Origin of the sequence: Microcoleus sp. B4-C2 (assembly GCF_036705265.1) — a bacterium.
Taxonomy (GTDB): Bacteria; Cyanobacteriota; Cyanobacteriia; order Cyanobacteriales; family Microcoleaceae; genus Microcoleus.
Genome location: NZ_JAUBUB010000063.1, coordinates 1 through 25512, shown reverse-complemented (window position 1 = coordinate 25512; position 25512 = coordinate 1). Strand labels below are relative to the sequence as shown.

Genomic DNA, 25512 nt, shown 5'->3' with positions numbered 1-25512 from the left:
TGCTAAAGGTTTCAACCGCCGACTCTTATCAGGGATTTCTAACTATTTCACTAAAAACACCCTCCACCAACTTATCAATCTCCGCCTCAGTTGTAAAATAGTGAACACAAGCCCGCACACAATCAGGATTAAGAATAGTCCGCACCATAATTCCCTGTTTCTCCAACAAATTGACAAGCTTGTTGTGCGGCATCCCATTAGTTAATCGAAACGAAACCAAACCAGCTTCCGGCGCAGATTTTCGCAAACATTCGACATTGGGAAGTTCCGACAAACGCTCCCAGAGATACTTACTCAAACGGCAAATTTCTGCATACCTTTCTTCGATCGTACCCCATTCATGTTGCAGGGCGATCGCACTCCGCAAACCCGCATACAAAGGATAAGCAGAAGTCGCAATTTCATAGCGCTGCGATCCAGGTTTCCAGCCAAGGACTTTAGCATTAGCATCCGTCACAATTCCCCGCCAACCGATAAACACCGGATGCAAATCTGCCAAAGCTTCCGCACTCACATAAAGTCCCCCCAAACCTTCCGGGCCGCACCACCATTTGTGACCAGTAAAAGCATAAAAGTCAACCCCTGATTCAATCAAATTTAAAGGCAAAACCCCCACAGATTGAGCCGCATCAACTAACACTTTGACTCCGGTTTGATGACACACTTTCACAATCTCAGTCAGAGGCAAAACTTGGCCAGTATTCCACAAAATGTGACTGATAACCAACAAGCGAGTATTTGGCCGCAAACTATCAGCAATCACCGCCACCGCATCGCCCTCATTCAAAGTAGCCGCCAACGGACAAATCGAAACCTCAATGTTGAAACGGCGCTGAAGTTCCATTACACTAGCTACAATGCCGGGGTGTTCGCAATCAGAAAGCAGCAAATGGTCGCCTGCTTTCCAGTCAATGCCCCACAGCGCAATATTGCAGCCGACGGTGACATCTTCAGTTAGGGCGATGGTTTCAGGAGGTACCGTCAACTCAGATGCGATCGCACGTCGCGTCAGCATCGCCTCCTGAACCACCCAAGCCCCCACCTCCCCCGAAAACGGCCCCCCAAGCTGCACCCGTTTGTAAGCCTGATAAATCGCGTCTAAAGCAGGCTCAGGCAACGGCCCTTGTCCGCCGTAGTTAAAATAAGCTTTATTGGCCAAAGCTGGGAATTGTTGCCGGTGATTGTCCTTTGTCATTTTTTCTGGCGAATTATTGATAGCGTTAATATTGAATAACTGATGGTGTGAACTTTCTATCCTTTGACTTTTGCCTCAAGCTAAATAATCAATCCGTGTATCCGTCTCAAAATCCGTGTCGTGCTTTCCTTCTAATTATTCTATGCCTTGCGAATACTAAATGTTAATAACTGACAAACTGCTACTTTCCTATCAGCGATGCCATCTCCGAGCATTTTTAGACACCTGCGGAGACTGGAAACAACTAGATCCCCCCAGCGACTTTCTGCTGAAACTGATGCGCGACAGCGCCGCATACCAGCAGCAAGCTTTGGAAGACGAGACTTACCAACAACCATATTATCCTAGAGGAGATTGGGAAGCCGGCGCGGCCGCTACATTGAGTTTAATGCAGCAAGGGGTCGATCGCATTTACCGAGGAGTTCTGATCCAGGGCGAATTCGGCCAAACCAAAGCCGCAACAACTTCTCTGGTAGGAATTGACGCTCAATATTTCCCAGAATTTGGCGAAATACCCGAAACTCCCGTTCATCTTTCATCCTCCAACCTTCACTCTTCAAACATTACCCTGATCAGTCGCCCCCATTTATTAATCAAACAGCCGGGACAATCGAAATTTGGCGATTGGAGTTATATTACTGCGGATATTTGGCTTAGCAAGCGACCAAAACAAGAGTATCAAATTATCGCAGCTTTTCACGCCCAAGTTTTAGCTTCAGTGCAGGAAACAATGCCAGAGACTGCGTGGCTGATGCTGCGAAAAAAAGGGCTGTACTCGGTGAATCTCGGCCAGCGAACTCCTCAGATGTTCGAGATTTTAGATGATTGCATTCAGATGATAGAAAATGGGGATAAACCAGAAGTGTTTATTTCGAGGCAAAAGTGCAATCTTTGCGGTTGGTATACTATCTGTCACGCCGAAGCCGAATCTATTAAACATCTTTCGTTATTGCCGGGAGTTACTGCCAGCCGCTATGCTAGACTAAAAACTCTCGAAATTACTGATGTAGAAGCTCTCGCTAATGCTAGTTCCGCACTGCTGGCTGAGTATCCAGAATTCCCGGACAGAGTTGCTTTTGATGTCGTGCAGCAAGCTCAATCTCACTTGCTAAATCAACCGCTGTTGCGGGAAGAAGGAAGTTCGGCAACGGATTTTGTAACGGATGTAACGGATAGAATTTCGGCAGCGAACACTGTACGGAATTTAACAAGTTTAACGGATGTAGGTGTGAGGAAAGAAGGAAGAAGGGAAGAGGCAGAAGTTAATCAATTTATCATGCCAGAAATGGCAGTAAAGAGTTTAGTAATAGGTAAAAGTGAGGTCGTCAAAACTACAGAAAATCAACCTGCGACATCTTCTATACCTGCGCCAATTCTCCGCAAGAAACCAATTCCCTATTCCCAATCTGTGTTTTTGCCGATCGCCCCAATCGAACTCTACTTTGATATTGAAGCCGAACCAGAGTTAAACTTGGATTACCTCCACGGAGTCTTAGTTGTTGACAGGTACAACAATACGGAAAAATTCCACGGTTTTTTAGCAGAATCAGCAGCAGAAGAAGGTGCAATCTGGGAGCAATTCTTAGAATTAATGTGGGCTTATCCTATTGCTCCAATTTTCCATTTTTGCGACTACGAAGTCAAGACTTTTAAGCGACTGGCTAAACTTTACAATACTCCAGCTTATTTGTGGAAACCCGTGCTGAAACGGTTTGTAGATATTCACAAACAAGTGACGCAAAAAGCGATTATGCCGGTGGAAAGTTACGCACTCAAACCCATTGCCCGCTGGCTGGGTTTTGACTGGCGAGATGCTAAGGCGAATGGTGCTCAGTGCGTCTGCTGGTATGACGATTGGCTCAAAACCGGCGATCGATCGCTCTTGGAGGCGATCGTCCGTTACAATGAGGACGACTGTCGTGCTACTTATGTGGTTAAAGATTGGTTGACCAATTTTTTGCTGAATCAGAAACAGTGAATTTATGATTTAACGAACCGCGAAGACGCAAAGGGCGCGAAGGAAGAAAGAGAAGAAGAAGGTAGTTAAGCTAAAAAAATATTTGCTTGGTCTTTTGAAAAATATTACACTTCTTGTATTCGGCCTCCTGTGAAATTATTGTGGGGTGGGCATCTTGCCCGCCCCAATATGCAGGCTCAAAGTGAAATAGTTTAATAGCCTACTTATTCATCAAATGCGAAAGCTAGCAAAAGCAACTATATTTATTGTCTGTTTTTTGATGGCAGCAACTGTTGCTATTTGGGTAAATCAATCAGCTCAATCTTTCGCTGTTACAAAAATAGATTTTATCGGCAGAGCAATATTTCCTACAGGTTCTCCGTTTCAGGGTACGGAAATTGGCGGACTTTCGGGCATTACTTATGATGCCGAAAAACAAGTTTATTATGCCATTTCTGATGACCGCAGCAGCAAGGCTCCGGCGCGCTTCTATTCTCTCAAAATCAACTTGCAATCTGGTAAACTGGAAAAAGAGCAAATTACTTTTACTGGTGTCACTACTTTATTAGATGAAAACGGCAAAGGTTTTCCTGAATTAAGTTTAGATCCGGAAGGGATAGCTTTTACTGGCAATAGCGTGTTTGTTTCTTCTGAGGGAGATGTCGATCGCCAAATAAATCCTTTCATCAAAGAGTTCTCCCTCGATGGTAAACTGCTGAAAACGCTGGCAATTCCAGAACTATTTTTGCCGGACGACAAAGGCACTAAAGGCATCCGCAACAATCTCGCTTTTGAAAGTTTAACTTTAACGCCCGATCGCAAATACCTATTTACAGCTACCGAAAACGCCTTGGTTCAAGATGGCGCTGTACCTTCCCTGGAAACCGGGAGTCCGTGCCGGATTTTGCGCTACGATGCGGTGAGCGGCAATCCAGAAGCCTCGTTTCTCTACATCACCGAACCGCTACCCGCTGGCGCGAATCCTGTGGGAAAATTAACTAGCAACGGTTTAGTGGATTTGTTGGCGATCGACGATAACCGCTTGCTGAGTTTAGAGCGTGCTTTCTCCCTGGAAACCGGCACGACTATCAGAATTTTTGAGATTTCTCTGGAAAAGGGCGATCGTATAGAAGCACTCGAAAGCCTCAAAAGCCGTCTGGGCGAGGTTTATCCCGCTCAAAAACGCCTGCTGCTGGATTTGGAAACCCTGAAAATTCCCCTAGACAACATTGAGGGGTTGACATTTGGCCCCGTCTTGGCGGATGCTAGCAGAGGTCTGATTTTGGTGAGCGACAACAACTTCAGTCCGCTGCAAGAGACTCAGATTTTGGGCTTCCAAATAAAAGTTCAAAAAACCTCTTGACAAAAGGTGAAGTTATAGGCATAATAGAAATTGTGCCTGAAAAAACGGCAAAACGAGGGACAGTAGTTCAATTGGTTAGAGCACCGCCCTGTCACGGCGGAAGTTGCGGGTTCGAGCCCCGTCTGTCCCGTTCTCTCGTAAATCGAAAGTTTAAACCTTTCATAAATCTCTTTCTAAATTGAGTTCGTTTGTAGTCAGGACTTCATTAGACCTCTTGCAAAAATAATTAGGACGGGCAAGATGCCCATCCCACAAGAAAAAATAACTCTTGTGGGATGGGCATCTTGCCCGTCCCATCAATTGAGGAAAAGGATTTTTGCCACAGGTCTATTGCTCCTGCGGAGAAAAAAGGACTAAAGTCCTGACTACGAATCTTATGATATTTAGATAGCAGGACATGATTAAGGAGCGGGAAAATATGACCGTTACAACCATTAACCTCTCAGCGGAGAAAACTACACAACGGGTAGTATTATCTAATATCAGTTGGCAGACTTACGAAAGCTTATTAGCAGAAGCGGGAGACAAGAGATCCTCGCGATTTTCATACTCTCAAGGAGTCTTAGAAATTATCATGCCATCCGACTTGCATGAAACTGTTAATTGTTTGTTGAAACAGTTTGTGACTACTTTAAGTGACGAATTAAAATTGAAACGCAAGGAATTTGGTTCGACGACTCTAAACCGTGAAGAGTTAAAACAAGGTGCAGAACCGGATTCCTGTTTTTATATCCAAAATGTCGATCGCATTCGTGGCCGAAAAATTAACTTGTCAATCGACCCGCCACCTGATTTAATCATCGAAGTCGATCTCACCAGTCCATCTACTAATCGCTTTACTATCTACAAAAACTTAGGAGTTCCTGAAATTTGGAGATATCTAGGAGAGACTGTACAATTTTTTCAACTTCAGAACGGAGAATATGCGATCTGTGAATACAGTGCCGCTTTTCCGATTGTTTCTTCAGGAATAATCAATCAATTTTTGCAGATGGCCGAGACGGAGGATGATACTACTATAATGGAGGCTTTGCGAGTCTGGGTGAGGCACCAGTTGCGATCGCCCGAAAGCGAGCAATAATACTAAACTTAATTTAACTAATTCCTTTCTCCCACGGACGATCGACTCCCAGCAGCGCTCAAAGGTGCGAGGAAATAAAGGGTCGGGCGATCTGATATGTCAGAACCAGGACGATGGGGACGAGAATCGGAATCGCCACTAGCAGTCCCCATTTGCCAAACCTAAGTTTTTGACCGTCGGATTTTAACAGGAAAATTACAGCGGCAATTCCCATAAGTATCCAGAGACCACCGAAGCCCATGAAGACTGTATAGCCTGCATCTTGCATTTTTTTTGACCTTTAATAGTAGTCCATCTTTAATGTTAGTTGCGGTCTGTTTCTGCTGACATCTTCTGATAGACCGATCGAACTTATTAAATATGACTCATTTTGAGTAGGGTTGGCAGCGACCCTGACTTTCGCACTCGATCCGCTGAGTTCGATCGCTCATAATTGTTGCTAAATCCGGCCTTCCCGTCAACATCAGCCGCCAGTCTGCCCAAATTCCGTACAGCCAATTGGCGATCGCCCCGATCACTGGTAACTTAGTAACTGCATAAATCCATCCCATACCTAAAATCTCGTAAGTGCGGCGAAAAACCTCTACATTTTTAACCGTCGTACCGTCGGGTAACACCGCGTGAATCCGACCCATCGCCGTTTCGTAGTCGATTCCGCCGTGGGCATCCGGGTTGTAGCCATCATCCGCGATATCCACAAACGACACTAAACCTCGCCCCGCGTCGCGTTTTTTCAAGAAATTAACCTCCCGCACGCACAGAGGACATTCACCGTCGTACAGTAACTCAATCTGCCAAGCAGGCGCAACAGACTCGGGTGAGGGCGCAACAGATTCGGAAAACTCAGTTTTAGCAGCAGACATAGGGAAATATATTTTAATGTCGTCGATCGCACACAAACATTTTACAAGGATAAATACTTATCAGGTGCGCCTTGGGTACTCCTAAAGCAGTTATTTGTGCTGTGAAAAATAGTCCCAAAGGTCAATCCAGTCTTGGCCACCCGCAAGCTATTATCATCAAGATGCCCTCTCCTGCCTTGCCGGAGACTTTCGCCCGATCGCCCGATAGTCGAATATCAAACAATTCGAGGCAAAGCACCTGCCAAGCACAACTGTTAATTCGGCAACCAAATATAATAAAATTTAAAGTCTTAAACATCAGCTATTCCCCCAACCAGCAAATTGCCCCCAATCTAAAAGCAAAAATCTACATGAATGTCAGAGTCCGTCTAGCCCCCAGTCCCACCGGAAACCTACACATCGGTACCGCCAGAACCGCCGTATTCAACTGGCTGTTTGCCCGCAATCAAGGCGGCAAATTCATCCTGCGGGTAGAAGACACAGACGTAGAACGTTCTAAAAGCGAATACACCGATAACATCCTCGAAGGCCTCACCTGGCTGGGTATGGAGTGGGACGAAGGCCCGAGTTTTCAGTCACAGCGTCTGGAAATATACCGCCAAGCAGTCCAAACCCTTCTCGACAATGGACTCGCCTACCGCTGCTACACCACGTCGGAAGAACTCGACGAAATGCGGGAAGCACAAAAAGCCAACAAACAAGCCCCCCGCTACGACAACCGGCACCGCAACTTGACAAGCAAAGAGCGCGCAGCTTTTGAAGGCGAAGGGCGACAAGCTGTGATTCGGTTTATCATCGACGACGATCGCACAATTTCTTGGAACGACATGGTGCGCGACACCGTAACCTGGAAAGGTAGCGACCTCGGCGGCGATATGGTGATTGCCCGTGCATCCAGCGGCGGCGTCATCGGCCAACCACTCTACAACCTCGCCGTAGTTGTCGATGACATCGACATGGGCATCACCCACGTCATCCGCGGCGAAGATCACATCGGCAATACTCCGAAACAAATATTGCTGTACGAAGCTTTGGGCGCGACAATCCCAGAATTTGGCCACACGCCGCTGATTTTAAACTCCCAAGGACAAAAGCTTTCTAAACGCGACGGCGTAACCTCGATTTCTGACTTCAAAGATATGGGCTACCTGCCCGAAGCTTTAGTTAATTACATGACTTTGCTCGGTTGGACTCCGCCGGATTCAACGCAGGAAATATTTACACTGTCGGAAGCAGCAGAATTATTTACATTCTATCGAGTCAACAAAGCCGGTGCAAAATTTGATTGGGATAAACTCAATTGGCTAAACAGTCAATACCTGCACAAAATGCCAGTGCCGCAATTGACAGATTTGCTGATACCTTATTGGTGGCAGAAAGGCGGTTATGAGTTTGACTCGGAGGCCGATCGCCCTTGGCTCGAACAAATAGCTGCTTTAATCGGCCCGAGTCTCGTTCGCTTAACCGATGCTGTGGATATGTGCAAGGTTTTCTTCTCCACCACGGTGGAATACGAAGAAGAAGCACTCGCACAATTGCAGCAACCAGGGGCTGCACAGGCTTTACAAGCAGTTGTAGAAGCGATGGAAAGTCATTCATCCCTGACATCAGCGGAAGCTCAGAAAATCACTAAAAAGCTCAGTAAAGAGAAAAATCTTAACAAAGGGCTAATTATGCGATCGCTCAGAGCCGCTCTGACAGGTGCAATGCACGGCCCCGACCTGATAGAATCTTGGGTAATCCTTCACCAGCGAGGAACGGCTAAAACCCGTTTGCTTGATGCCATTAGCAACTTGAATTTGCCTGGTGTTGGTGTGGCGGCCGAAACTCCAACCCCAGAACAGCAAAACGCGGAAACTGCAACCGAAACTTCTGTCGCACAACAGCCGGCAGCGTCCGTTTCACCAGCCGAAATACCGACTTCAGCACCAGAGGTTTCAGCAGTCGAAATATCGGCTCCTGAAGCAGTGGCGGCGCCCGTTTCAGCAGTCGAAATACCGACTACAGAAACAGGCGAAGTGTCGGCTCTTGAACCAACCGACGGGGAGGTTGCAGCAGTCGAAATACCGGCTCTTGAAACAGCCGCAGCAGCAGTTGAAATACCTGCCGCCAACCAGCAAAAAACTATTGCGAGTGGAGAAATGACTTCATCAAACGAACCAGAAACAACCGTTATCATCACCGAAATTCCTGCCGGAAATGAAGCAGACAGTTCCAGCGATACCACAAAAGTCATAATTACCGACGAACCGCCAAGTCAGGCCCAGCAGATCAAAGAACAAATTATCTCAATTTTGTCCGAGTTTCCCGCTTACATCGGCAGCTTTTACGAACAGTACAAAAGTCCCCTGACTGTTATCGGTGTAATTATAGCCTCGATTGTCTCTTTGAAAGTGCTTTTGGGCGTAATAGATGAACTCAACGACATCCCCCTGCTAGCACCGACATTCGAGCTAATTGGTATCGGATACACCGGGTGGTTTGTCTACCGCTATTTGCTGCGATCGTCCAATCGGCAACAATTAGGTCAAGAAATTCAAGCCTTGAAAGAACAAGTTTTCGGCAAAAAGTCCTAAACTTTTGCTGGTAATTTGTTGAATTTGTACCCGACACTGATAACTTTAAATAAGTTGTTAGTGTCGGGTTTTTAGATGACTAATGACTGTTGACTGTTGACTGTTGACGGTTGACTGATGACTGTTGACTGATGACTGTTGACTGTTGACGGTTGACGGTTGACTGTTGACTGTTGACTGTTGACTAATGACTAATAACTAATAACTAAACCCCAGTCGCAGTAAAAGCCGCCCAATAATAAGGATTAGCAAAAGGATAGGGTTTGCGGTTGCGAATTTGCTGCAAAGAAGCCTCCGCAATCAGGCGAGAACTTTGAGAAAGCCGATCGAACATTTGCGAAATTTGAGGTTGAAAATCCGCCAGCAACACCTCCAATTCCTCGCTAGTCAAATCCCGCAGCCACCTTTGAGCGTCCCCCAGCGCGATCGCCACATCTCCCACCTGCAACCGAGAAAACCGTCCCAGATTTTCATAAAACTTGCTCGTCAGCAGCAGCGTAGAAACATCATTCACCTTCCAAAGACTGCTAACCACACTAGACGTGCCAGCATACAACAAACCCGCCGACAAACCCACAAAATCTCCTCCAGCACCGCTAACTCCGCCAGCGGCAATTTCGCAACCCGATAAAGTAACTAAAAAATATTGCCGAAAATCCAGATTAAAAATTTCCTCCAAACTCAGAGAATCATTCCTCAAAAACACTGCGGATTTCAGTGGCAAAGCCAAATTAAGCAAACTAAAACAAGCAAAATGAGCGCATTTTTTCTGCTGCAAATGCCCTATTTCTTGGGGCAAATCCCCATTATTAGCAGACATTTCTTGGGAAAAAGCCTCTTTAATTGCCGGCTTATGGCGCACAACTTCTGTACTGGCAAAATACTGGGAAATAGTGCCGATTTCAATGTTGCTGTAGAACGCATCTCTGGTGAAAGTTGGAATGGCCAAAAGCTGCTGCAAACGGGGTCTGTACCGACCAATAGCCGCTCCGTGTGCACTTTGTCTCAACAGCAATAGCTGACAGCTAGGAGCATAGCGAATTCCTCCGGGAAATCGATCGAGCAAATAAGTAGCAGGCGCTGCAACGTCGCCAAAAGACGAACTTTGAGAAAAATCCGAAAGGCTGTAGGTTTCCACCTCAAAACCGCTGCGATCGCTCCACCCAGACCTAAAAATTCCCCCACCATCCTCAAATCCGTCTCTCCCCGCCAGAGGCAAAGCGTGGAGTGGCAAAGCGTGCAAAAATCGGTGCGGCACAAAAATCAGCCGATCGCAATTATCGGGAATCAGCGCCACCACTCGATCGATTTCCAGCATCGTAGCCAAGCGTTTGAGGCGAGTCTGGAGATGATTGATCCAGCGACCTTTTTGTTCAGAATAAGCGGTGAGGTACTCCTGGCCCCAACTTTCGGCAGCCAAAGCATTTTCCGGCGAACACAGGTGAACGGCGGGATATTGTTCACTCTTTACCACCACAAAAGCAACCAGCAACTCTCCCAAACTCGCCCACACCACAGCAGCGCAATTGTCATCAGGCAACAATTGGCGAATTTGCTCGAAAGCGATCGGTTCAACTTTGTGAGCTAGGCTGAAGAAAGGGTCGTTTGCCTGCACCTCCCGCGCAATCAACCTATCAAACTGCTTCCACAATTGATTTAAGTGCATGAAGTCCAAGTTCGGCATTAGAGAACCGCTGTTCAAACCTTGGCTATCGCCCTCAGAAATCAAAGTCGTGTTCGGCTCAGGTTCTCCCTCTTCTTGGTGCCGCTGTTCCCCTGCTATTTCCAGTTGCAGCGACTCCAACTCGCTTCGCACCGCTGCAGGAATTTCGGCTTTCGGAGTCAAGTGGCATTTAAGCAGCAGTTCTACCAAATTCCGATTTTTGTGGCGTTCGGCGTATTCCAGAGCCTTAGCGTAATATTCAGGTTGGCTGGCGCCTAGTTCCAGGCAAACTTGCACCAGGCATTTATAGAGTCCAGCCCAGGTGCGGGTTAATTTGACTTTTGCGGTACTCGTCCGTGAAGCGTAGCTATCCCGTAGGGAATCGCCAAAATCGACTGTATCAACCCCAACTTCGCAGCGCAAGAATTCAACAGTATCGACAGCAGCAGTAAAAACCCCGTAAGCGCGAAGCAAGTCGCCTCGAACTCGGTAAGCTTGACCCAAATAAAATAAAATTTCAGCCCAGCGGTGGGGATAGGTTTCGCGAGTGTAGACTTGGGTGGCGCTGTGATAGCAGCCGATCGCGCTTTCCATGTGCGACAAGTTTTCCGCCTCCGTCAGTTGCGAATAAGCCCTACCGAGATAAATTTGCAGCATTGCCCAGCGGTTGGGATATGCCTGCCTGGTGTAGACTTCGCCCGCATTTTGATAGCAGGCGATCGCGCTTTTGAGGTTGCGATTTTTTTCCCCTTTCACGTGTTCGCAGAAAGCGCGGCCGAGGTAGGCACACAGCATGGCCCAGCGTTCGGGAGTTTTTTGGCGGTTGCAAAAGAGCAAAGCATTTTGATAGCAGGCGATCGCCATTTCCATATTTTCGGCTTTTTCCCCTTTCACCCGCCGACTGTAGATCCTACCGAGGTAAGTTTGGATCGAAGCCCAGACTTCGGGAAATTTGATGCGGGTGTAGACTTGTAAAGCATTTTGATAGCAGACGATCGCCATTTCCAAATTTTCCACCGGATCGCCTTTGATGCGATCGACAAACACCCGGCCCAAATTCCTTTGAGTCGTCGCCCACTGCTGCGGAAAAGCTTCCCGAGTCCGCACCTGCAAAGCTCTTTGATAGCACGTAACCGCATATTCGAGATTTTCAGCTCGGTTGCCCCGCAGCAACTCGCAGTAAGCATTTGCCAAATTATTTTGAGTTGTGGCCCAACGCCGGGGAAACACCTTGCGGTTGTAGACTTGCAAAGCATTTTGGTAGCAAGCGACTGCCAGTTCCAGATTTTGGGCTCGGTTGCCCCGCAGCCGGCGGCTGTAAGCACGGCCGAGATTGTTTTGAGTGCTCGCCCACTCTTGCCCGAAAGCCTCGCGGCTGCGAACTCGCAGGGCATTTTCAAAGCAGGCGATCGCCTGTTCTAGATTGTCTGCCGGATCTCCCCTGAGACGCTCGCTGTAAGCGTTGCCCAGATTATTTTGCAGCGTCGCCCACTGTTCCGGGTACTGTTCGGGCGTGCGTACTTGCAGGGCATTTTCAAAGCAAGCGATCGCCTGTTCGATATTTTGAGCCTTATCACCTCTGGGGCGATCGCTATAAGCGTTGCCCAGATTGTTTTGCATCACCGCCCATTCTTGGGGAAAGTCTTTGCGGGTAAAAACCTTAGCAACTGTTTCGTAACCGGCAATTTCGATTTCCAAGTTATTAGCCTTGCTGCCGAGGGGAAACCGCCCAATTTTGTTGCTCAGATTGCCGATCAGGGCTGCAATCCGCCTTCTCTCGGATTCTTGGGCAGCAGAAAACACCAAAGTTGCCCAGCAGCGCAGCAGTTGTGCGAAATTCTGGTCGAGTTTATCTAAATTGTTTCTCAGCAGCGAGTACAGGTGCTGCGAATCAGCGCCGCGCGCGACTGCCTGCAATACTTCTGCTAAAAAAGCCAGATATGCTGCCCCGGTTGCGGGCAATTTAGAATTCCCTTTTGCAGATTCTAAGGGTGCGATCGCCCTTTGGAAAAATTTTGCAGCTTTCAGCAAGCTTTCTCGCGTCAGTGCCACTTCTTCCACATAAAGCGTTTGCACGAACCCAAAGTCGATCGACTTTGGGTTCGTACTCAAAATCAAATCTATTCCTGAGTCCCCAGGATTTTCCAGCAGCACTTGGAGCATATTAACATCAGTTTCGCGACGCCGTTCATCCATCGTGCATTCCGCCGAATTATTAACGATAGGATCGCTGCTTCTGTGCAGCAATTAAATCACTTCCTGGTTTAAATTTCAATCTCTAACCGGAGGTACGAGTCGCCCAGGGGATTAAACCAACCTGATTTTTCCACCATACACATTGCCACAACGTATTTGCTTAAAAAAACAGGCTTCGGCACAAGTCTTAAACTTAACAAACCCGCCCCGACAGACGTGCAGCGGGGCGGGTTTAATTTTACCCTGATAGATTTTAGACTAAGAAAGCCGATTTCTGGGAAACTATTGGGTGTGATAACGAGAAATCTGGTAAAGAAACCGGCTTTCTGAGGAATAGTGGGTCTAGATATGGCAATCGCCATTGGTATCAAATTAAGCCTGAAACCCCTGATAAATGTCGCTTTTAGGCAAAGTCTAGATCCCCCTAAATCCCCCTTAAGAAGGGGGACGAAAGAGAATACTCCTGTCCCACCCCCTACTCCCTTTATTAAGGCAGGCGCCAGGGTGATCTGGCCTTAATAGTCAAACATCAGTCTGTAAATGGGTTTGACGTTAAGTTGACACCAATGGGCAATCGTTAGTTACAGCGCTACAGCTAACACAAATCAACTCAGTAGATTTTACTGTACCGCTTGAGAGCGCAAGGCTGACTCCACGGCCAGCAGAGCTCGATCGACTTCAGCAGCAGTGACAATCAGCGGCGGGACAAATCTCAGCACTTTAGGCCCTGCGGGAACCAACAAAACTCCTGCGGCGATGGCAGATTTGACGATATCAGCGGATGTAAGTTCGATGTCAGCTTGCAATTCCATCCCGACAATCAAACCCCAGCCGCGCACCTCAGCAATTAAATGCGGATATTCGGCCGCCAACTTGTTGAGCCCTGCTTTCAACTGTTCCCCGCGCTGCTGCACGTTTTCTAGAAGGTTTTCCCGTTCTAAAGTTTGGCACACACACAAAGCTACAGCGCAAGCAAAAGGATTGCCGCCGAATGTGCTGGCGTGACTTCCCGGTTCAAATACATCGCAGGAAGATTTGCACAGCATAGCGCCGATCGGGATACCGCCGCCCAATCCTTTGGCAGACGTAAAGATATCCGGTTCAATGCCGAGGTTTTCGTAGCCCCAGTATTTGCCGCTGCGTCCCATCCCGACTTGCACTTCGTCGAGAATGAGCAAAATGCCTTTTTCGTCGCAAATTTCCCGAATGCGCTGGAAGTAAGCGATATCTCCGGGGCGAACTCCGCCTTCGCCTTGCAGCGCTTCCAGCATAATTGCAGCGACTTGGCGTTCGTCTTTGTCGAGTTGGTCGATCGCACTTTCGATCGCACTAATATCGTTGTATGGCACATAGTGAAATCCGGGAACCAAAGGGCTAAAACCCTTCTGGTATTTAGGCTGTCCAGTTGCCGTAATTGTCGCCAAAGTCCGCCCGTGGAAACTCGCAACAGCGGTAATGATTGTCGGATTCGAGATATTTAATTTTTCGTGGGCGTACTTGCGGGCGAGTTTAATTGCCGCTTCATTAGCTTCCGCGCCGGAGTTACAAAAGAAGGCTCTGTCAGCGCAAGAATGGTCTACAAGCCACTTTGCCAGCTCGCCCTGTACGGGGATGTAATAAAGATTAGAAACGTGGTGCAGGGTCTGAATTTGCTGAGTTACCGCTGCAATCATTGCCGGGTGGGCGTGTCCCAGAGTGCAGGTAGCAATACCGGCCACAAAATCGAGATATTCGCGGCCCTCGGTATCCCAAACGCGGCAGCCGAGGCCCCGTTCTAGGGCGATCGCAAAACGCCCGTAAGTTGTCATTACATAGCTGTCGAAGCTCTCAGAACTGAAGAGACTGGCTTCGGCTTGCACGCTTGGTTCTTTTAATAAGGTTTCTGGACTCACGAATCGCTCCTTAACACATAATATGTAGACCTCGATTGTACGGTAAAAATCCAGGTTAGCGGTGCAGGCTGTTAGTTTTGTCATAAAATCATAACAGTAACCTCAATTAATCCATTACAAATCTACTGATGAGTTATTACATTTCTCCTAACTTTCTCGATAAAGTTGCGGTGCACGTCACTAAGAACTTTTTAAATTTACCAGGGGTAAGAGTTCCCCTAATTTTGGGAATTCATGGCCGCAAAGGAGAAGGCAAAACTTTTCAAACCGAACTGGTTTTTCGGCGGATGGGCTTTGAACCGGTGATGATATCTGGTGGGGAATTAGAAAGCCCGGATGCAGGAGATCCGGCGCGTTTAATTCGCTTGCGCTACCGGGAAGCTGCGGAGCAAATTCGCGTGCGCGGCGAGATGTGCGCCATCTTTATTAACGATTTGGATGCTGGTGCTGGCAGGTTTGATACTACTACTCAATATACTGTCAATACTCAGATGGTCAATGCCACTCTGATGAATATTGCTGATAATCCAACTAATGTGCAGTTACCGGGAAGTTATGACAGTACGCCGCTGCACCGAGTGCCGATTATTGTCACCGGAAATGATTTTTCTACGCTGTACGCGCCGCTGATTCGCGACGGGCGGATGGAGAAGTTTTATTGGGAACCCAGCCGCGATGATAAAATTGGCATTGTTGGGGGAATTTTTGAGTCGGACAAATTGTCAAAAACCGATATTGTGGCGTTAGTCGATAAGTTTCCCGATCAGGCGATCGACTTTTTTAGTGCTTTGCGATCGCGCATTTATGACGAACAAATCCGCGAATTCATTCACAAAGTAGGAATCGAGCGAGTTTCCAAGCGTTTGGTAAACACTTTGGAAGCAGCGCCAGATTTCCATAACCCGAATTTCAGCCTCGCTCATTTATTAGAAATGGGCAGTTTGATGGTGGGCCAACAAAAGCGGATTAAGGAAATGCGCTTAGTAGATGAATACAACCAATCGCGGCTGTTTAACGTTCAAGGAACCCCCAATGCCCCTGCTGCTGCGCCCACGCAAAGTGAATTAAACGACCCGTCATCCAAATATTATAAGGCTTACGTCGAGCCAAGTTCTGAAGCGGGTAACGGTCATGCGGCGCGGCTGAGTTCCGAGGTATTGGAACAAGTAAAGCAGTTATTAGCAAGAGGCTGCAAAATTGGCATGGAATATGCAGATAATCGCCGATTTAAAACTGGTTCTTGGCAAAGTTGCGCGACGATTAAAACTGCACAGGAAAAAGATGTGGTTGCATCTTTAGAAACTTGTTTGGCGGAACACGGCGGCGAATACGTGCGGCTGATTGGTATCGATCCAAAAGTCAAGCGGCGGGTAGTTGAAACAATTATTCAGCGGCCAAATTAGGACAAGCGTTTACAGATTTAAATTCTTGCATATTTGGGGCGGGCTAGAAGCCCACCCCACAAGATTTGGATTTTTTTTACCGAAAATAGACCTATTATGGTCGTTCACTTTCATCTCTTGAAATTATCTGCGTTCATCTGTGTTTATCTGCTTGAAATCAGCGGTTAACCGGCTCTATCAAAGATTTATCCAATCACTCTATTCTGCAAAAATTTATCAAAAGTTGCCCGATCGCACATAGCACCTTGAGCACCCACTTTAGTTGTGCACAGAGCGCCCGCTGCTGCGCCCCACCGCACCGCCTCTGACAAGGACAGACCGGCATCTAATGCGGAGGCCAAGCCGCCGTTAAAAGCATCGCCAGCAGCCACAGTGTCGATCGCCTCCACAGCAAAAGCCGGTACAAAAAAGGTTTCATCCGCAGTAACAGCAACAGCCCCGCGATCGCCCAATTTGACAATAACATTCTTGACCCCACGCTCCTGCAAGTGTTTGGCAGCTACAATCGCTGTTTCCGTGTCATTCACCGGAAAACCGGCTAACTGGCTGGCTTCCACTTCATTCGGCGTGATAATGTCAATTAGCGGATAAAGTTCCAGTGGCAAATCCGCCCTAGCCGGTGCTGGATCGAGAATAACTCGCACCCCCGCTTGACAAGCAGCTTTCGCAGCTTTTTGGACAATTTCCAGGGGAATTTCTAACTGTAGCAGCAAAGATGTAGCTCCTGTTAACAGTTTTTTGAGACGTTCTATATCTGCTTCACCGACATTGTTATTCGCGCCCGGAATCACAATAATATTATTTTGACCTGTCTCGTCTACGGCGATAATTGCCACTCCTGAATGAGTGTTTTGGTCTATTAATACATTGTCTGTATTTACCCCATAAGATTGTAAATTTGTCAATAATTCTTCAGCAAATTTATCGTTGCCGACGCGACCGATGATGTGGGTGGAAGTGCCGAGACGGGCGGCGGCGACGGCTTGATTTGCTCCTTTGCCACCTCCTGCTGTGAAAAAATTGCTACCGATGATAGTTTCCCCTGGTTGCGGCAACCGGGGAGTTTTTGCTGCTAGGTCGATGTTGATACTGCCGAATACGATGATAGTCATAATTTAAATTGGGAATTGGGCGGAGCGAAGCGGAGGGATGGGGCATGGGGCATGGGGCATTATAGAATTGGGAATTGGTAATGGGTAGCAACTCGCAAATAACCCATAACGAATAGACATCTCCCATAATTATCGTGGAACAGGCATCCTGCCTGTTCAAAATCTGCTTTTTAGGAGAAGTCTAATAACAACAAATAACAACAGTCAACAGCCAACAGTCAACAGCCAACAACCAACAGTTAACAACCAACGGCCATCAAACGTGCTAGAACAGTTATGATCTACATCGGTCAATTCAATGGCTGCAATTACTCTCGATCGCAATCCCTGTGTCCTGCTAGTTGAAACAGACGAAGTTCTCGCCGGACACTTGAGTCTCGACTTAAAATCCTCCGGCTACGAACCGGTAGTGGCTTCTAATACCGCCACAGGCCAACATTTAGCTCATGAATTGCAGCCAGCTTTGATTGTAATCGATCGCATACTTGGCCCTGAGTCGGGGCTGTCACTGTGTTCTTACCTCAGAAGTATTGGCAATCGGGCGCCGGTGCTGCTATTGGTCGGTCGTGATACAGTTGACGATCGCGTAGCTTGTCTGGAAGCTGGCGCGGATGATTATTTTCTGAAACCTTACCGCACTGAGGAGTTTTTGCAGTTGGTGCGCTTGTATTTGCAGCCGGATAACAGCAGCAACGAACAATTGAGGTTTGGCGATTTAGTTTTGGATTTGGCCTCTAGGCGGGCCCTGCGGAATGGACGGGCGATCGACCTGACGATGAAGGAATATGAGCTGCTAAAGTATTTGATGGAACATCCCCGCGAGGTTTTGACTCGGGAACAAATTCTGGAAAATGTTTGGGGTTACGACTTTTTGGGCGAGTCGAATGTGATTGAGGTTTACATCCGCTATCTGCGGCTCAAGATTGAAGATGAGGGTGAAAAGCGCTTGATTCAGACGGTGCGCGGTGTTGGCTATGTGATGCGGGAAGCTTGAAGAAGTCAGTTGACTGTTGACTGTTGGTTAGGATCGCGAATTAAATAACTTATAATTTTAATTGTTATTGTGGGATGGGCGTCCCGCCCGTCCAAAAAGGACGGGCGGGACGCCCATCCCACAAACTTGTGGAAGTTATTTAATTCTCATTCCTTAGTTCCTTATGTCCAATTGCCAATTCCCAATCTAAAATCTAAAATCTAAAATCTAAAATCTAAAATCATTATGAATTATTTAACTAATTTGCTCGGTATTGGAGTAAGTATATTTTTGCTGGGATGTTCGCCGACTTTACCGATCGCGAATGCTGGTGCTACTGGTATTTTGGCTGCTGAGTCTCCTACGGCGACTACATCGGGTCAAGTGCTGCCTGTTTCTGCTAGAGCTCGGATAGGCGATCGCCCCATCGAACTCGAAGTGGCGAAAACACCGGAACAGCAGGCTATGGGTTTAATGTACAGAACTTCTTTGCCGGATGACAGAGGAATGCTGTTTGAGTTTAAACCGGCGCGACGGGTCAATTTTTGGATGAAAAATTGCAAGATTTCTCTGGATATGATTTTTGTCCGGGATGGGGTGGTTGAGGCGATCGAAGTTTCTGCACCTCCTTGTACTGAAGATCCTTGTCCTACCTACGGGCCCGATACTGTTGTCGATCGAGTTATTGAACTCCGGGGCGGGCGGGCTGCTGAACTCGGTGTCAAAAAGGGCGATCGTATTGAAATCGAGTTTTTCGACTAAAACTTCGGACTGTTTCAGTAAAATCTGCACACAGACATAATCCCCCGGTTTCCATCCCCCAGAGATCCCCTTGCCTTCGCAGGGCTGTTTCATTCTCTTGTAGGGGCAGCCCCCCGTGGCTGCCCCCATGTCCCAAACGCTGTGCAGTCGTCTGTGGCGGGGTAGGCACGGGGGGGTAGGCACGGGGGGTAGGGGTAGCACTACCCCTACAGAGTCAAAATTCATGTTTTTGGTGAGAATGAAACAGCCCTGCAGAGAGCCCCCTGCCTTCGGAATTCCCAAGAAAATTTAGAAACTTTACAAAAATTGATAAAATCTATTAGAATATTAATGTAAGATTCAGTACAAACACCGAAAGATTTGCTACGATGTCGATCTCAGTCAGTCAGGACTTGAGCTTGTTTCCGGAAGCTGTAGATGGTTGGTCGCAGGTATGAGACGAGTCAGCGACTCGTTACCAATCCTGAGAGACGATACTCAGCCTCAAGGTGTAGCAACACGAAAAGAAATTCTCTGGAAGTTCTGGCGATCGAGCAAAATCTACTAAACCTATCTAAAGTAATATGCTACGAGCCAAGTTAATTGGCGGGAATTGGCAAACTTAACTTCTGGTAGCAGTTTCGGGTTTGATCGAAATATCTAACTAATTTTCCCGAAGTAGATTTGCGGATTCTGCATTTCGGCAGATGAAGTTAAACTCTGAACTTGGTTTAGTAGTCTTTAGGTAGCAGAATTTATTCTGATTCGCGCTGCAAAGATGCCGAGGTATTCCGTTTAGGTTCGATCGCGATTACCAGTCGATCGGGCAGACATCAGCAAAATTGCAAAACCTTTCACTTTTTGGGAAAGGTTAGCTTTACAGTATCACTCAGCATTACGTTTGGCAGTTCAACCGCTAATAGCGTTTTAAAAGCTATCGACGGTAACAAGACAAATTTAAAACTGGCTTATTACTCATCAAAAACATCAGGTTCACATCAGAAAATGGTGTCCTATACTTATAGGTGAAATCACATGGCACCCGCTAAATACACTCGATTAATTCGATTTTTACAAGAAGACTTGGCAATTTCTCCCGCGTCAATTGCTGTCGCCGAACGTCGTGGCGGTGACAAACAGCGCCAGCGTGATAAAGACCCGAATTCCTTGCCGATGGTTCTGTGGCAATACGGTTTAGTCACTCTCGAACAGTTGGATAAAATCTTTGATTGGTTATCCGAAGCATATTAAAAGGATTTTAGATTTTAGAGATAATCCAAAATCTAAAATCCTTTAACAACTGAGATTAGGATTCAGCCAAGAATTTGGCAGCAGCGGCAACGCCGGCACCCGGAGTGTAGCCTTCATGACCCAATTCGCTCAGCACAACTTCTAAAGAGGAAATTGCTGCTAGAATATCGCGATCGCACACAAAGCCCAAATGACCGATTCGGAAGATTTTACCTTTCAAATGGTCTTGTCCGTCGGCGAGAGCAATGTCAAATCTCTTTCTCATCAAAGTCCGCACTTTTTGAGCATCTACGGATTCTGGCGGCATCACCGAAGTAATCGCAGGGCTGGCCGCATCATCAGCAGCAAACAACGGCAAACCTAAAGCTTTTACAGCAGCGCGAGTAGTTGTCATCAACCGTTTGTGCCGCGCGAAAACATTTTCCAACCCTTCTGTTTTCATCATCTGCAGCGATGCTTGCAGCGCAAAAAACATATTGACCGGCGGAGTAAAAGGAGTGGTATTTTTGGCAGCGTCTTTGCTATATTTGCCCAAATCCAAATAATAGCGGGGCAGTTTCGCAGTTTTGTAAGCTTCCCAAGCTTTGGGACTGACGGCCACAAAACCCAAACCTGGGGGAATCATGTAAGCTTTCTGAGAACCCGAAGCAATGACATCGATGCCCCAAGCGTCCATCGGAATATTGACAGCGCCTAAGCTAGTGACAGCATCGACCATAATTAAAGCTTCACCGTGGGCTTTAACGTGGCGGTTGATGGTTTCGAGGTCGTTGAGGACGCCGGTGGAGGTTTCCGAGTGGGTGAGGATGACAGCTTTGATTTGCTTCTCTGTATCTGCTTCTAGTTTTTCGCGGAAGTTTTCGGGGTCTAAAGGTTGGCCCCACTCAGCTTTAATAATTTCGGCGTTTAAACCGTAAGCTTCGGCAACTTCAGCCCAGCGTTCGCCAAATTTGCCGTTAGTGCCGATTAAAACTCGATCGCCCGCACTCAAGAAATTAATTATCCCAGCTTCCATCGCGCCGGTACCAGAAACCGTTAAACTCAGCACGTCACTTTTAGTTTGGTGCAGCCATTTCAAGTTTTCGGTACATTCTGCAAAAATCGCGTCAAATTCCTTGCTGCGGTGGCCCATCGGGTGTTTTGCCATCGCTAACAATGCCGCTTCCGGTACCGGCGTCGGGCCGGGAATCATCAGCATTAATTTGTTGTCCATGATATTGTCCTAAGTTTTTCTGTGGGAGTTATATAGAATAAATCAAATACGATCCGTCGCGTCGATACTCTAAGTTTTTTAACTTTTAACTCCCTTCTGGTTAATTTCATTTAGAGACCAGCGATGTTCTACCGCTAAGTTCGATCGCTCGCAGCTTTGTTCTAATTGCTTTTGAATGGCAAGGGCTTTACGCAGTGTAATAATAAGTTGGTGAACTTGTTGCTGCTGCGGCGATTGTGGACTGACAGCAAACATCGTTTTGCGCTCTAACAATTGAAGTAGCAATTCATAATGAATGTACGAAGGAAGGGGGATTGGCTCCATGAAAGCTAACATACCTCAGCGAACCGACACCCCATTGCAATTGCATGAGGCATCACAGGTGAACATTAGATGCCCGATTTTTTATTTGTTTTCTAACCGTACAAAAACCCCTGCTTTGCCGATCGAATATTCGGGGCTGGGTGCGTTGGACACGCTAAATCTTGCGATCGACAGGCTTACAGAATAGATTTAATTGCTTTCTGGCAAAATATTTCTATGCAATATAGCTTTCAGTGCTATTTCTTTTTTACAGTAGCGCTTGAGTCGATGCAGGCTAGAAATTCTCATTATTTACCTACTTAATCATTTTTTATCAGAATTAAGGGTGGTTTGTCAAGCGGTCTCGCCTTTCACAGGCTGGGAGGGCGATCGGCAAGGGAGGCTAAAGCTGCACCCGGATCGGGCTGTTTGACCAGAGATTCGCCGATGAGGACGGCTTCTGCTCCGGCGCTGGCAAGTTTAGCCAGGTCGTCGGGAGTGTGGATTCCTGACTCGCTGACGATGAGGATGCCTTTTGCTTGGATTTCGGTTGGGCGGGAGGCTAATAGTTGACCGGTAGTTTCTAGGCTGACGGAAAAGTCTGCTAGGTTGCGGTTGTTGATGCCGATTAGGTTGACGCCTTGTAGGGTTAATACTCGATCGAGTTCTTCGAGAGTGTGAACTTCTATTAAAGCTGTCATGCCCAATGTCTTGACAATTTTTACAAAGTATTGTAAGTCTTTGTCAGATAGAATAGCTGCGATTAACAATACAGCATCGGCGCCGTGAATCCGGGCGAGATAAATTTGGTAGGGATAGATAATAAACTCTTTGCAAAGTAAGGGTAAATCGACGGCGGCACGGATTTTAGCGAGGTTGTCGAAACTGCCTTGAAAGAACTTTTCATCGGTGAGTACGGAGATGCAACTCGCGCCGTTTTGTTGGTAAGCTAGGGCGATCGCCACTGGGTCAAAATCTTCGCGAATTACGCCTTTGCTGGGGGAAGCTTTTTTGACTTCGGCGATGATAGCGGGTGTGGTTTTGCCGTTTTTAAGGGCGGCAAGAAAGTCGCGAGTAGGCGGTGCAAAGGGGAGTTTTTTGTGAAGTTCGGATAAGGGAGTGCGATCGCGCTTTTGGGCCACTTCAGCTTCTTTTTCCCAGACGATTTCTTCTAGGATGTGCTGGGGTTCGGCGTCGGGTACGGCGATTTGGTAGCTGAGGTAGAGTACGGAGACTGATGTGCTGGGGGGACGACGGCGGATTTGAAGCATGATAGGGGGATAAAGGGCGATCGTAACAAGTTTCAACGTATTATATAATGGTTACAGTAAATCCTCCTAGCCTGAGAGCTAATGCGTGCCAGCTAAAGATATTTATCACGATACAGTTAAGCGTGCCTTACAAAAAGATGGTTGGATAATTACTCACGATCCCTTTCCCCTGCAAATTGGTCGCAAGCGTTTATCTGCCGACCTGGGTGCAGAGCGTCTAATTAATGCCGAAAAAGGAACCCAAAAAATTGTTGTTGAGGTCAAAAGTTTTGTGGGACGATCGGATGTAAAAGATTTGGAGCAGGCTTTGGGGCAGTACGTTCTTTACCGCCAAGTGCTTAATGAAATGCGGATCGATAGAAGTCTCTATTTGGCAATTTCTCAACCTATTTTTAATAGCGTATTTACCATAGAATTAGGACAAGTGTTATTAAAAAATCAGATTATAAAACTGATTGTTTTTGATGATAAAAGTGAGGCGATAGTTCAATGGATACCCGATTAAGATACCAAGAAATTATCAAAACCATACTGCAAGAACACGCAAACTACCGCGCTGCCATACCTGACGGATATAATTCTCAAGTTCTCTTTGATGATAAACGAGGAAGCTACTTAGTCTTGGATATTGGTTGGAATGAGGCCAAATACCTTCACGCCACACCAATCCACCTCGATTTAATCGGCGATAAAATCTGGATTCAATATGATGATACCGAAGAAGGAGTGGCGACGGATTTACTGGCAGCCGGTATTCCTAAAGAAGACATTGTACTCGGTTTTCGCCATCCTAATGTGCGACAATATACTGAATTTGGAACGGGTTTGAGTGGTAAAGATGAAGGAAATGTTGCGGAAGCGGCTGTTGTTATGCAGTCAGCCTAAGTAGAGGACGGAGACTGAGGTGCTGGGGGGACGACGGCGGATTTGAAGCATGATAGGGGGATAAAGGGCGATCGTAACAAGTTTCTATTATATAAGGTCGATCGCCCTTTTCCATATGATAAAATGCGATTAACTAAGTATTCGGAGATAAACCGATGCAATTAGAAGACTATTTTGAATTTCTCGACCCCGATGACATCCGCATCAAAGGACATCGGATCGGCATTGACGATGTAATTAAATATTACTTGGATGGATATTCGCCAGACCAAATTCTGGAAGAATTACCAAGTTTGAATTTAGAGAAAATTTACGCGACGCTAACTTATTATCTGCAAAATCGGAGGCAGATGGATGCTTATATGTTGCGGCTGGCGAAGTGGCGGGAAGAACGCTATCAGGAATGGTTGGCTAATCCATCTCCTCTAGCATTGCGTTTGAGAGCAATCAAAGCACAGCGAGAACAGGAGTTACTCAACCTGAAGTGAAAATTCGTTTTTTACTCGATGAAAATTTGCCACCTAAGCTCAAAAGTGCTGTTTTAAAACTTCAACCGGAGATAGATATTTTGCGGGTGGGTGATTCAAATGCACCGCCATTCGGAACTTTAGATCCAGAGATTCTCATTTATTTGGAATCATCGAAACGACTATTGGTGACGGATAATCGCAAAAGTATTCCCGGACATTTGGAGGAACATTGGGCCGCAGGGGGACAAAGTTGGGGATTAGTTTGGGTGCGTCCAAGTGGAAGTATCGGCAGATGGGCAGAAACAATTCATTTTATTTGGGAAACTACTGAAGCTGAAGAATGGCTCGATAAGTTAGATTGGATTCCATATTAGAGAATGATGTGGAAAAAGTACGCGCGTGCGTAGCTATCCCGTAGGAATCGCACATTTTGCCGCTAAAATCCCTTCGCTAACCCGCAAGTCCGCCGGGGGTTGAAAACCCCCGTCTCATAGCAAAAGTCCTCTAAAAGAGGACTGAAAAGTCAATTCAATAAACAAAGGTCGATCGCGCATTCCCAAATTTTACCAAAAGGTCGATCGCACATTTCTAAGTTCAAGATAGTTCACTTGATGACAATATAATTTTTTCTTACTCACCGTTGGGGCGGGAATAGTTGGTTTTGACATACTCTTTTAGTATCGGTGCAAGAGTAAAAAATGTGCGATCGCCCTCCGGGATTTTTTCAATTAATGAACGCCGTCCCAAGGATTGCATTACTTGCAAAAATTGCGATCGAGATAATTGCATATTCTCTCAAAAAATTCGATAGGCTGCCGTTAAATAAATATTGAATCATTGTTGCCACTATTTTTAACTTCTTGCAAAGCGTCTAAGTGTTTTCTCGTATTGACTAAACAAGCTGATCTGTGATATTTAATACTTATTGAACCTCACCTGGTTAACAACTATGGCAAAAGGCGATCATATCTACATTCAACAGCTTCCACACACTCATCACGGTATCGACTGTGGCGACGATAGTGTTATACCAATTTTATATGAAGTTGCATAGAATAAAGATAGTGTTTAGAGGGCATCAGTGATGACACGCCAACTGATTCT

At 46.7% G+C, this 25512-nt stretch carries 24 protein-coding genes, 1 tRNA gene and 1 pseudogene; 16 read left to right on the top strand and 10 right to left on the bottom strand.

Annotated elements, in window-relative coordinates:
* Positions 1–28: 28 nt before the first annotated feature.
* A complete protein-coding gene (locus tag QUB20_RS18415; RefSeq protein ID WP_333247714.1) occupies positions 29–1195 on the bottom strand; it encodes an aminotransferase class V-fold PLP-dependent enzyme in 1167 nt (388 codons plus the stop codon).
* A gap of 160 nt (positions 1196–1355) precedes the next feature.
* On the opposite strand from QUB20_RS18415, the gene QUB20_RS18410 reads away from it, so the two are divergent.
* The 4 genes from QUB20_RS18410 (at position 1356) to QUB20_RS18395 (ending at position 5596) form a co-directional block, all read left to right on the top strand.
* A complete protein-coding gene (locus QUB20_RS18410; RefSeq protein WP_333247712.1) occupies positions 1356–3173 on the top strand; it encodes a TM0106 family RecB-like putative nuclease in 1818 nt (605 codons plus the stop codon).
* Positions 3174–3387: 214 nt separating this feature from the next.
* On the top strand, positions 3388–4515 hold the full coding sequence (locus tag QUB20_RS18405; protein ID WP_333247710.1) for an esterase-like activity of phytase family protein: 1128 nt from the start codon (positions 3388–3390) through the stop codon (positions 4513–4515).
* Positions 4516–4571: 56 nt separating this feature from the next.
* Positions 4572–4645 (top strand) — tRNA-Asp (locus tag QUB20_RS18400).
* 288 nt (positions 4646–4933) lie between these two features.
* A complete protein-coding gene (locus QUB20_RS18395; protein ID WP_333247708.1) occupies positions 4934–5596 on the top strand; it encodes a Uma2 family endonuclease in 663 nt (220 codons plus the stop codon).
* Positions 5597–5654: 58 nt separating this feature from the next.
* Here QUB20_RS18395 and QUB20_RS18390 read toward each other — a convergent pair whose 3' ends face one another.
* A complete protein-coding gene (locus QUB20_RS18390; RefSeq protein WP_190735803.1) occupies positions 5655–5864 on the bottom strand; it encodes a hypothetical protein in 210 nt (69 codons plus the stop codon).
* A 97-nt stretch (positions 5865–5961) separates the two neighbouring features.
* Positions 5962–6459 (bottom strand): DUF393 domain-containing protein, encoded by a 498-nt coding sequence (locus QUB20_RS18385; RefSeq protein ID WP_333247706.1) that lies wholly within the window; start codon positions 6457–6459, stop codon positions 5962–5964.
* 350 nt (positions 6460–6809) lie between these two features.
* On the opposite strand from QUB20_RS18385, the pseudogene gltX reads away from it, so the two are divergent.
* Together gltX and QUB20_RS18375 are read left to right on the top strand one after the other, a co-directional pair.
* Positions 6810–8252 (top strand): annotated as a pseudogene (gene gltX, locus QUB20_RS18380) (glutamate--tRNA ligase); the annotation flags it as partial.
* Positions 8253–8600: 348 nt separating this feature from the next.
* Positions 8601–9035, top strand: coding sequence for a CAAD domain-containing protein (locus tag QUB20_RS18375; protein WP_333243985.1), 435 nt, complete (start codon positions 8601–8603; stop codon positions 9033–9035).
* A 205-nt stretch (positions 9036–9240) separates the two neighbouring features.
* Here the strand turns inward: QUB20_RS18375 and QUB20_RS18370 are convergent, their stop codons facing one another.
* Both QUB20_RS18370 and QUB20_RS18365 read right to left on the bottom strand, forming a co-directional pair.
* On the bottom strand, positions 9241–12894 hold the full coding sequence (locus QUB20_RS18370; RefSeq protein ID WP_333247704.1) for a CHAT domain-containing tetratricopeptide repeat protein: 3654 nt from the start codon (positions 12892–12894) through the stop codon (positions 9241–9243).
* Positions 12895–13514: 620 nt separating this feature from the next.
* Complete coding sequence (locus tag QUB20_RS18365) at positions 13515–14786, bottom strand: aspartate aminotransferase family protein (protein WP_333247702.1); 1272 nt, start codon at positions 14784–14786, stop codon at positions 13515–13517.
* A gap of 128 nt (positions 14787–14914) precedes the next feature.
* Between QUB20_RS18365 and QUB20_RS18360 the strand changes: the two genes are divergently transcribed.
* Positions 14915–16189 carry a ribulose bisphosphate carboxylase small subunit gene (locus QUB20_RS18360; RefSeq protein WP_333247700.1) on the top strand — a complete coding sequence of 425 codons (1275 nt, stop codon included), beginning with the start codon at positions 14915–14917 and terminating at the stop codon, positions 16187–16189.
* A gap of 185 nt (positions 16190–16374) precedes the next feature.
* On the opposite strand, the gene rbsK is transcribed toward QUB20_RS18360, so the two are convergent.
* A complete protein-coding gene (gene rbsK, locus QUB20_RS18355) occupies positions 16375–17301 on the bottom strand; it encodes a ribokinase (protein WP_333247698.1) in 927 nt (308 codons plus the stop codon).
* A 298-nt stretch (positions 17302–17599) separates the two neighbouring features.
* Between rbsK and nblR the strand changes: the two genes are divergently transcribed.
* From nblR to QUB20_RS18340, 3 genes are all read left to right on the top strand, one after another.
* Positions 17600–18295, top strand: coding sequence for a response regulator transcription factor NblR (gene nblR, locus QUB20_RS18350; protein ID WP_333247697.1), 696 nt, complete (start codon positions 17600–17602; stop codon positions 18293–18295).
* Between the two features lie 225 nt (positions 18296–18520).
* Entirely contained in the window at positions 18521–19036 is a 516-nt protein-coding gene (locus QUB20_RS18345; protein WP_333251253.1) for a DUF192 domain-containing protein, read from the top strand.
* A 1014-nt stretch (positions 19037–20050) separates the two neighbouring features.
* Positions 20051–20266, top strand: coding sequence for a DUF2949 domain-containing protein (locus QUB20_RS18340; protein WP_333069463.1), 216 nt, complete (start codon positions 20051–20053; stop codon positions 20264–20266).
* A 55-nt stretch (positions 20267–20321) separates the two neighbouring features.
* Here QUB20_RS18340 and QUB20_RS18335 read toward each other — a convergent pair whose 3' ends face one another.
* The gene (locus QUB20_RS18335) at positions 20322–21479 is read right to left on the bottom strand and encodes an alanine--glyoxylate aminotransferase family protein (protein WP_333251250.1); all 1158 of its coding nucleotides are present in this window, start codon (positions 21477–21479) and stop codon (positions 20322–20324) included.
* A 78-nt stretch (positions 21480–21557) separates the two neighbouring features.
* Positions 21558–21803 (bottom strand): DUF5340 domain-containing protein, encoded by a 246-nt coding sequence (locus tag QUB20_RS18330; RefSeq protein WP_006632049.1) that lies wholly within the window; start codon positions 21801–21803, stop codon positions 21558–21560.
* Between QUB20_RS18330 and QUB20_RS18325 the strand changes: the two genes are divergently transcribed.
* Positions 21802–21990: a hypothetical protein gene (locus QUB20_RS18325; protein WP_333291552.1), complete on the top strand. Its 189-nt coding sequence runs from the start codon at positions 21802–21804 to the stop codon at positions 21988–21990. The two genes, QUB20_RS18330 and QUB20_RS18325, sit on opposite strands and share 2 nt — an antisense overlap.
* Positions 21991–22153: 163 nt before the next feature.
* On the opposite strand, the gene trpC is transcribed toward QUB20_RS18325, so the two are convergent.
* On the bottom strand, positions 22154–23053 hold the full coding sequence (trpC, locus tag QUB20_RS18320) for an indole-3-glycerol phosphate synthase TrpC (RefSeq protein ID WP_333251256.1): 900 nt from the start codon (positions 23051–23053) through the stop codon (positions 22154–22156).
* Positions 23054–23138: 85 nt separating this feature from the next.
* On the opposite strand from trpC, the gene QUB20_RS18315 reads away from it, so the two are divergent.
* The 4 genes from QUB20_RS18315 to QUB20_RS18300 all read left to right on the top strand — a co-directional run bounded on the left by QUB20_RS18315 (position 23139) and on the right by QUB20_RS18300 (position 24782).
* Positions 23139–23558, top strand: a complete 420-nt coding sequence (locus QUB20_RS18315; protein ID WP_333231857.1) for an element excision factor XisH family protein — start codon at positions 23139–23141, stop codon at positions 23556–23558.
* Positions 23543–23938: a XisI protein gene (locus QUB20_RS18310; protein WP_333251248.1), complete on the top strand. Its 396-nt coding sequence runs from the start codon at positions 23543–23545 to the stop codon at positions 23936–23938. Before QUB20_RS18315 ends, QUB20_RS18310 begins: the two co-directional genes overlap by 16 nt.
* Before the next feature lie 155 nt (positions 23939–24093).
* The gene (locus tag QUB20_RS18305; RefSeq protein WP_333055073.1) at positions 24094–24426 is read left to right on the top strand and encodes a DUF433 domain-containing protein; all 333 of its coding nucleotides are present in this window, start codon (positions 24094–24096) and stop codon (positions 24424–24426) included.
* Positions 24423–24782, top strand: coding sequence for a DUF5615 family PIN-like protein (locus QUB20_RS18300; protein WP_333251246.1), 360 nt, complete (start codon positions 24423–24425; stop codon positions 24780–24782). Before QUB20_RS18305 ends, QUB20_RS18300 begins: the two co-directional genes overlap by 4 nt.
* A gap of 256 nt (positions 24783–25038) precedes the next feature.
* Here QUB20_RS18300 and QUB20_RS18295 read toward each other — a convergent pair whose 3' ends face one another.
* On the bottom strand, positions 25039–25197 hold the full coding sequence (locus QUB20_RS18295) for a hypothetical protein (protein ID WP_333251243.1): 159 nt from the start codon (positions 25195–25197) through the stop codon (positions 25039–25041).
* A 160-nt stretch (positions 25198–25357) separates the two neighbouring features.
* On the opposite strand from QUB20_RS18295, the gene QUB20_RS18290 reads away from it, so the two are divergent.
* On the top strand, positions 25358–25462 hold the full coding sequence (locus QUB20_RS18290; protein ID WP_333251241.1) for a lecithin retinol acyltransferase family protein: 105 nt from the start codon (positions 25358–25360) through the stop codon (positions 25460–25462).
* Positions 25463–25512 lie beyond the last annotated feature (50 nt).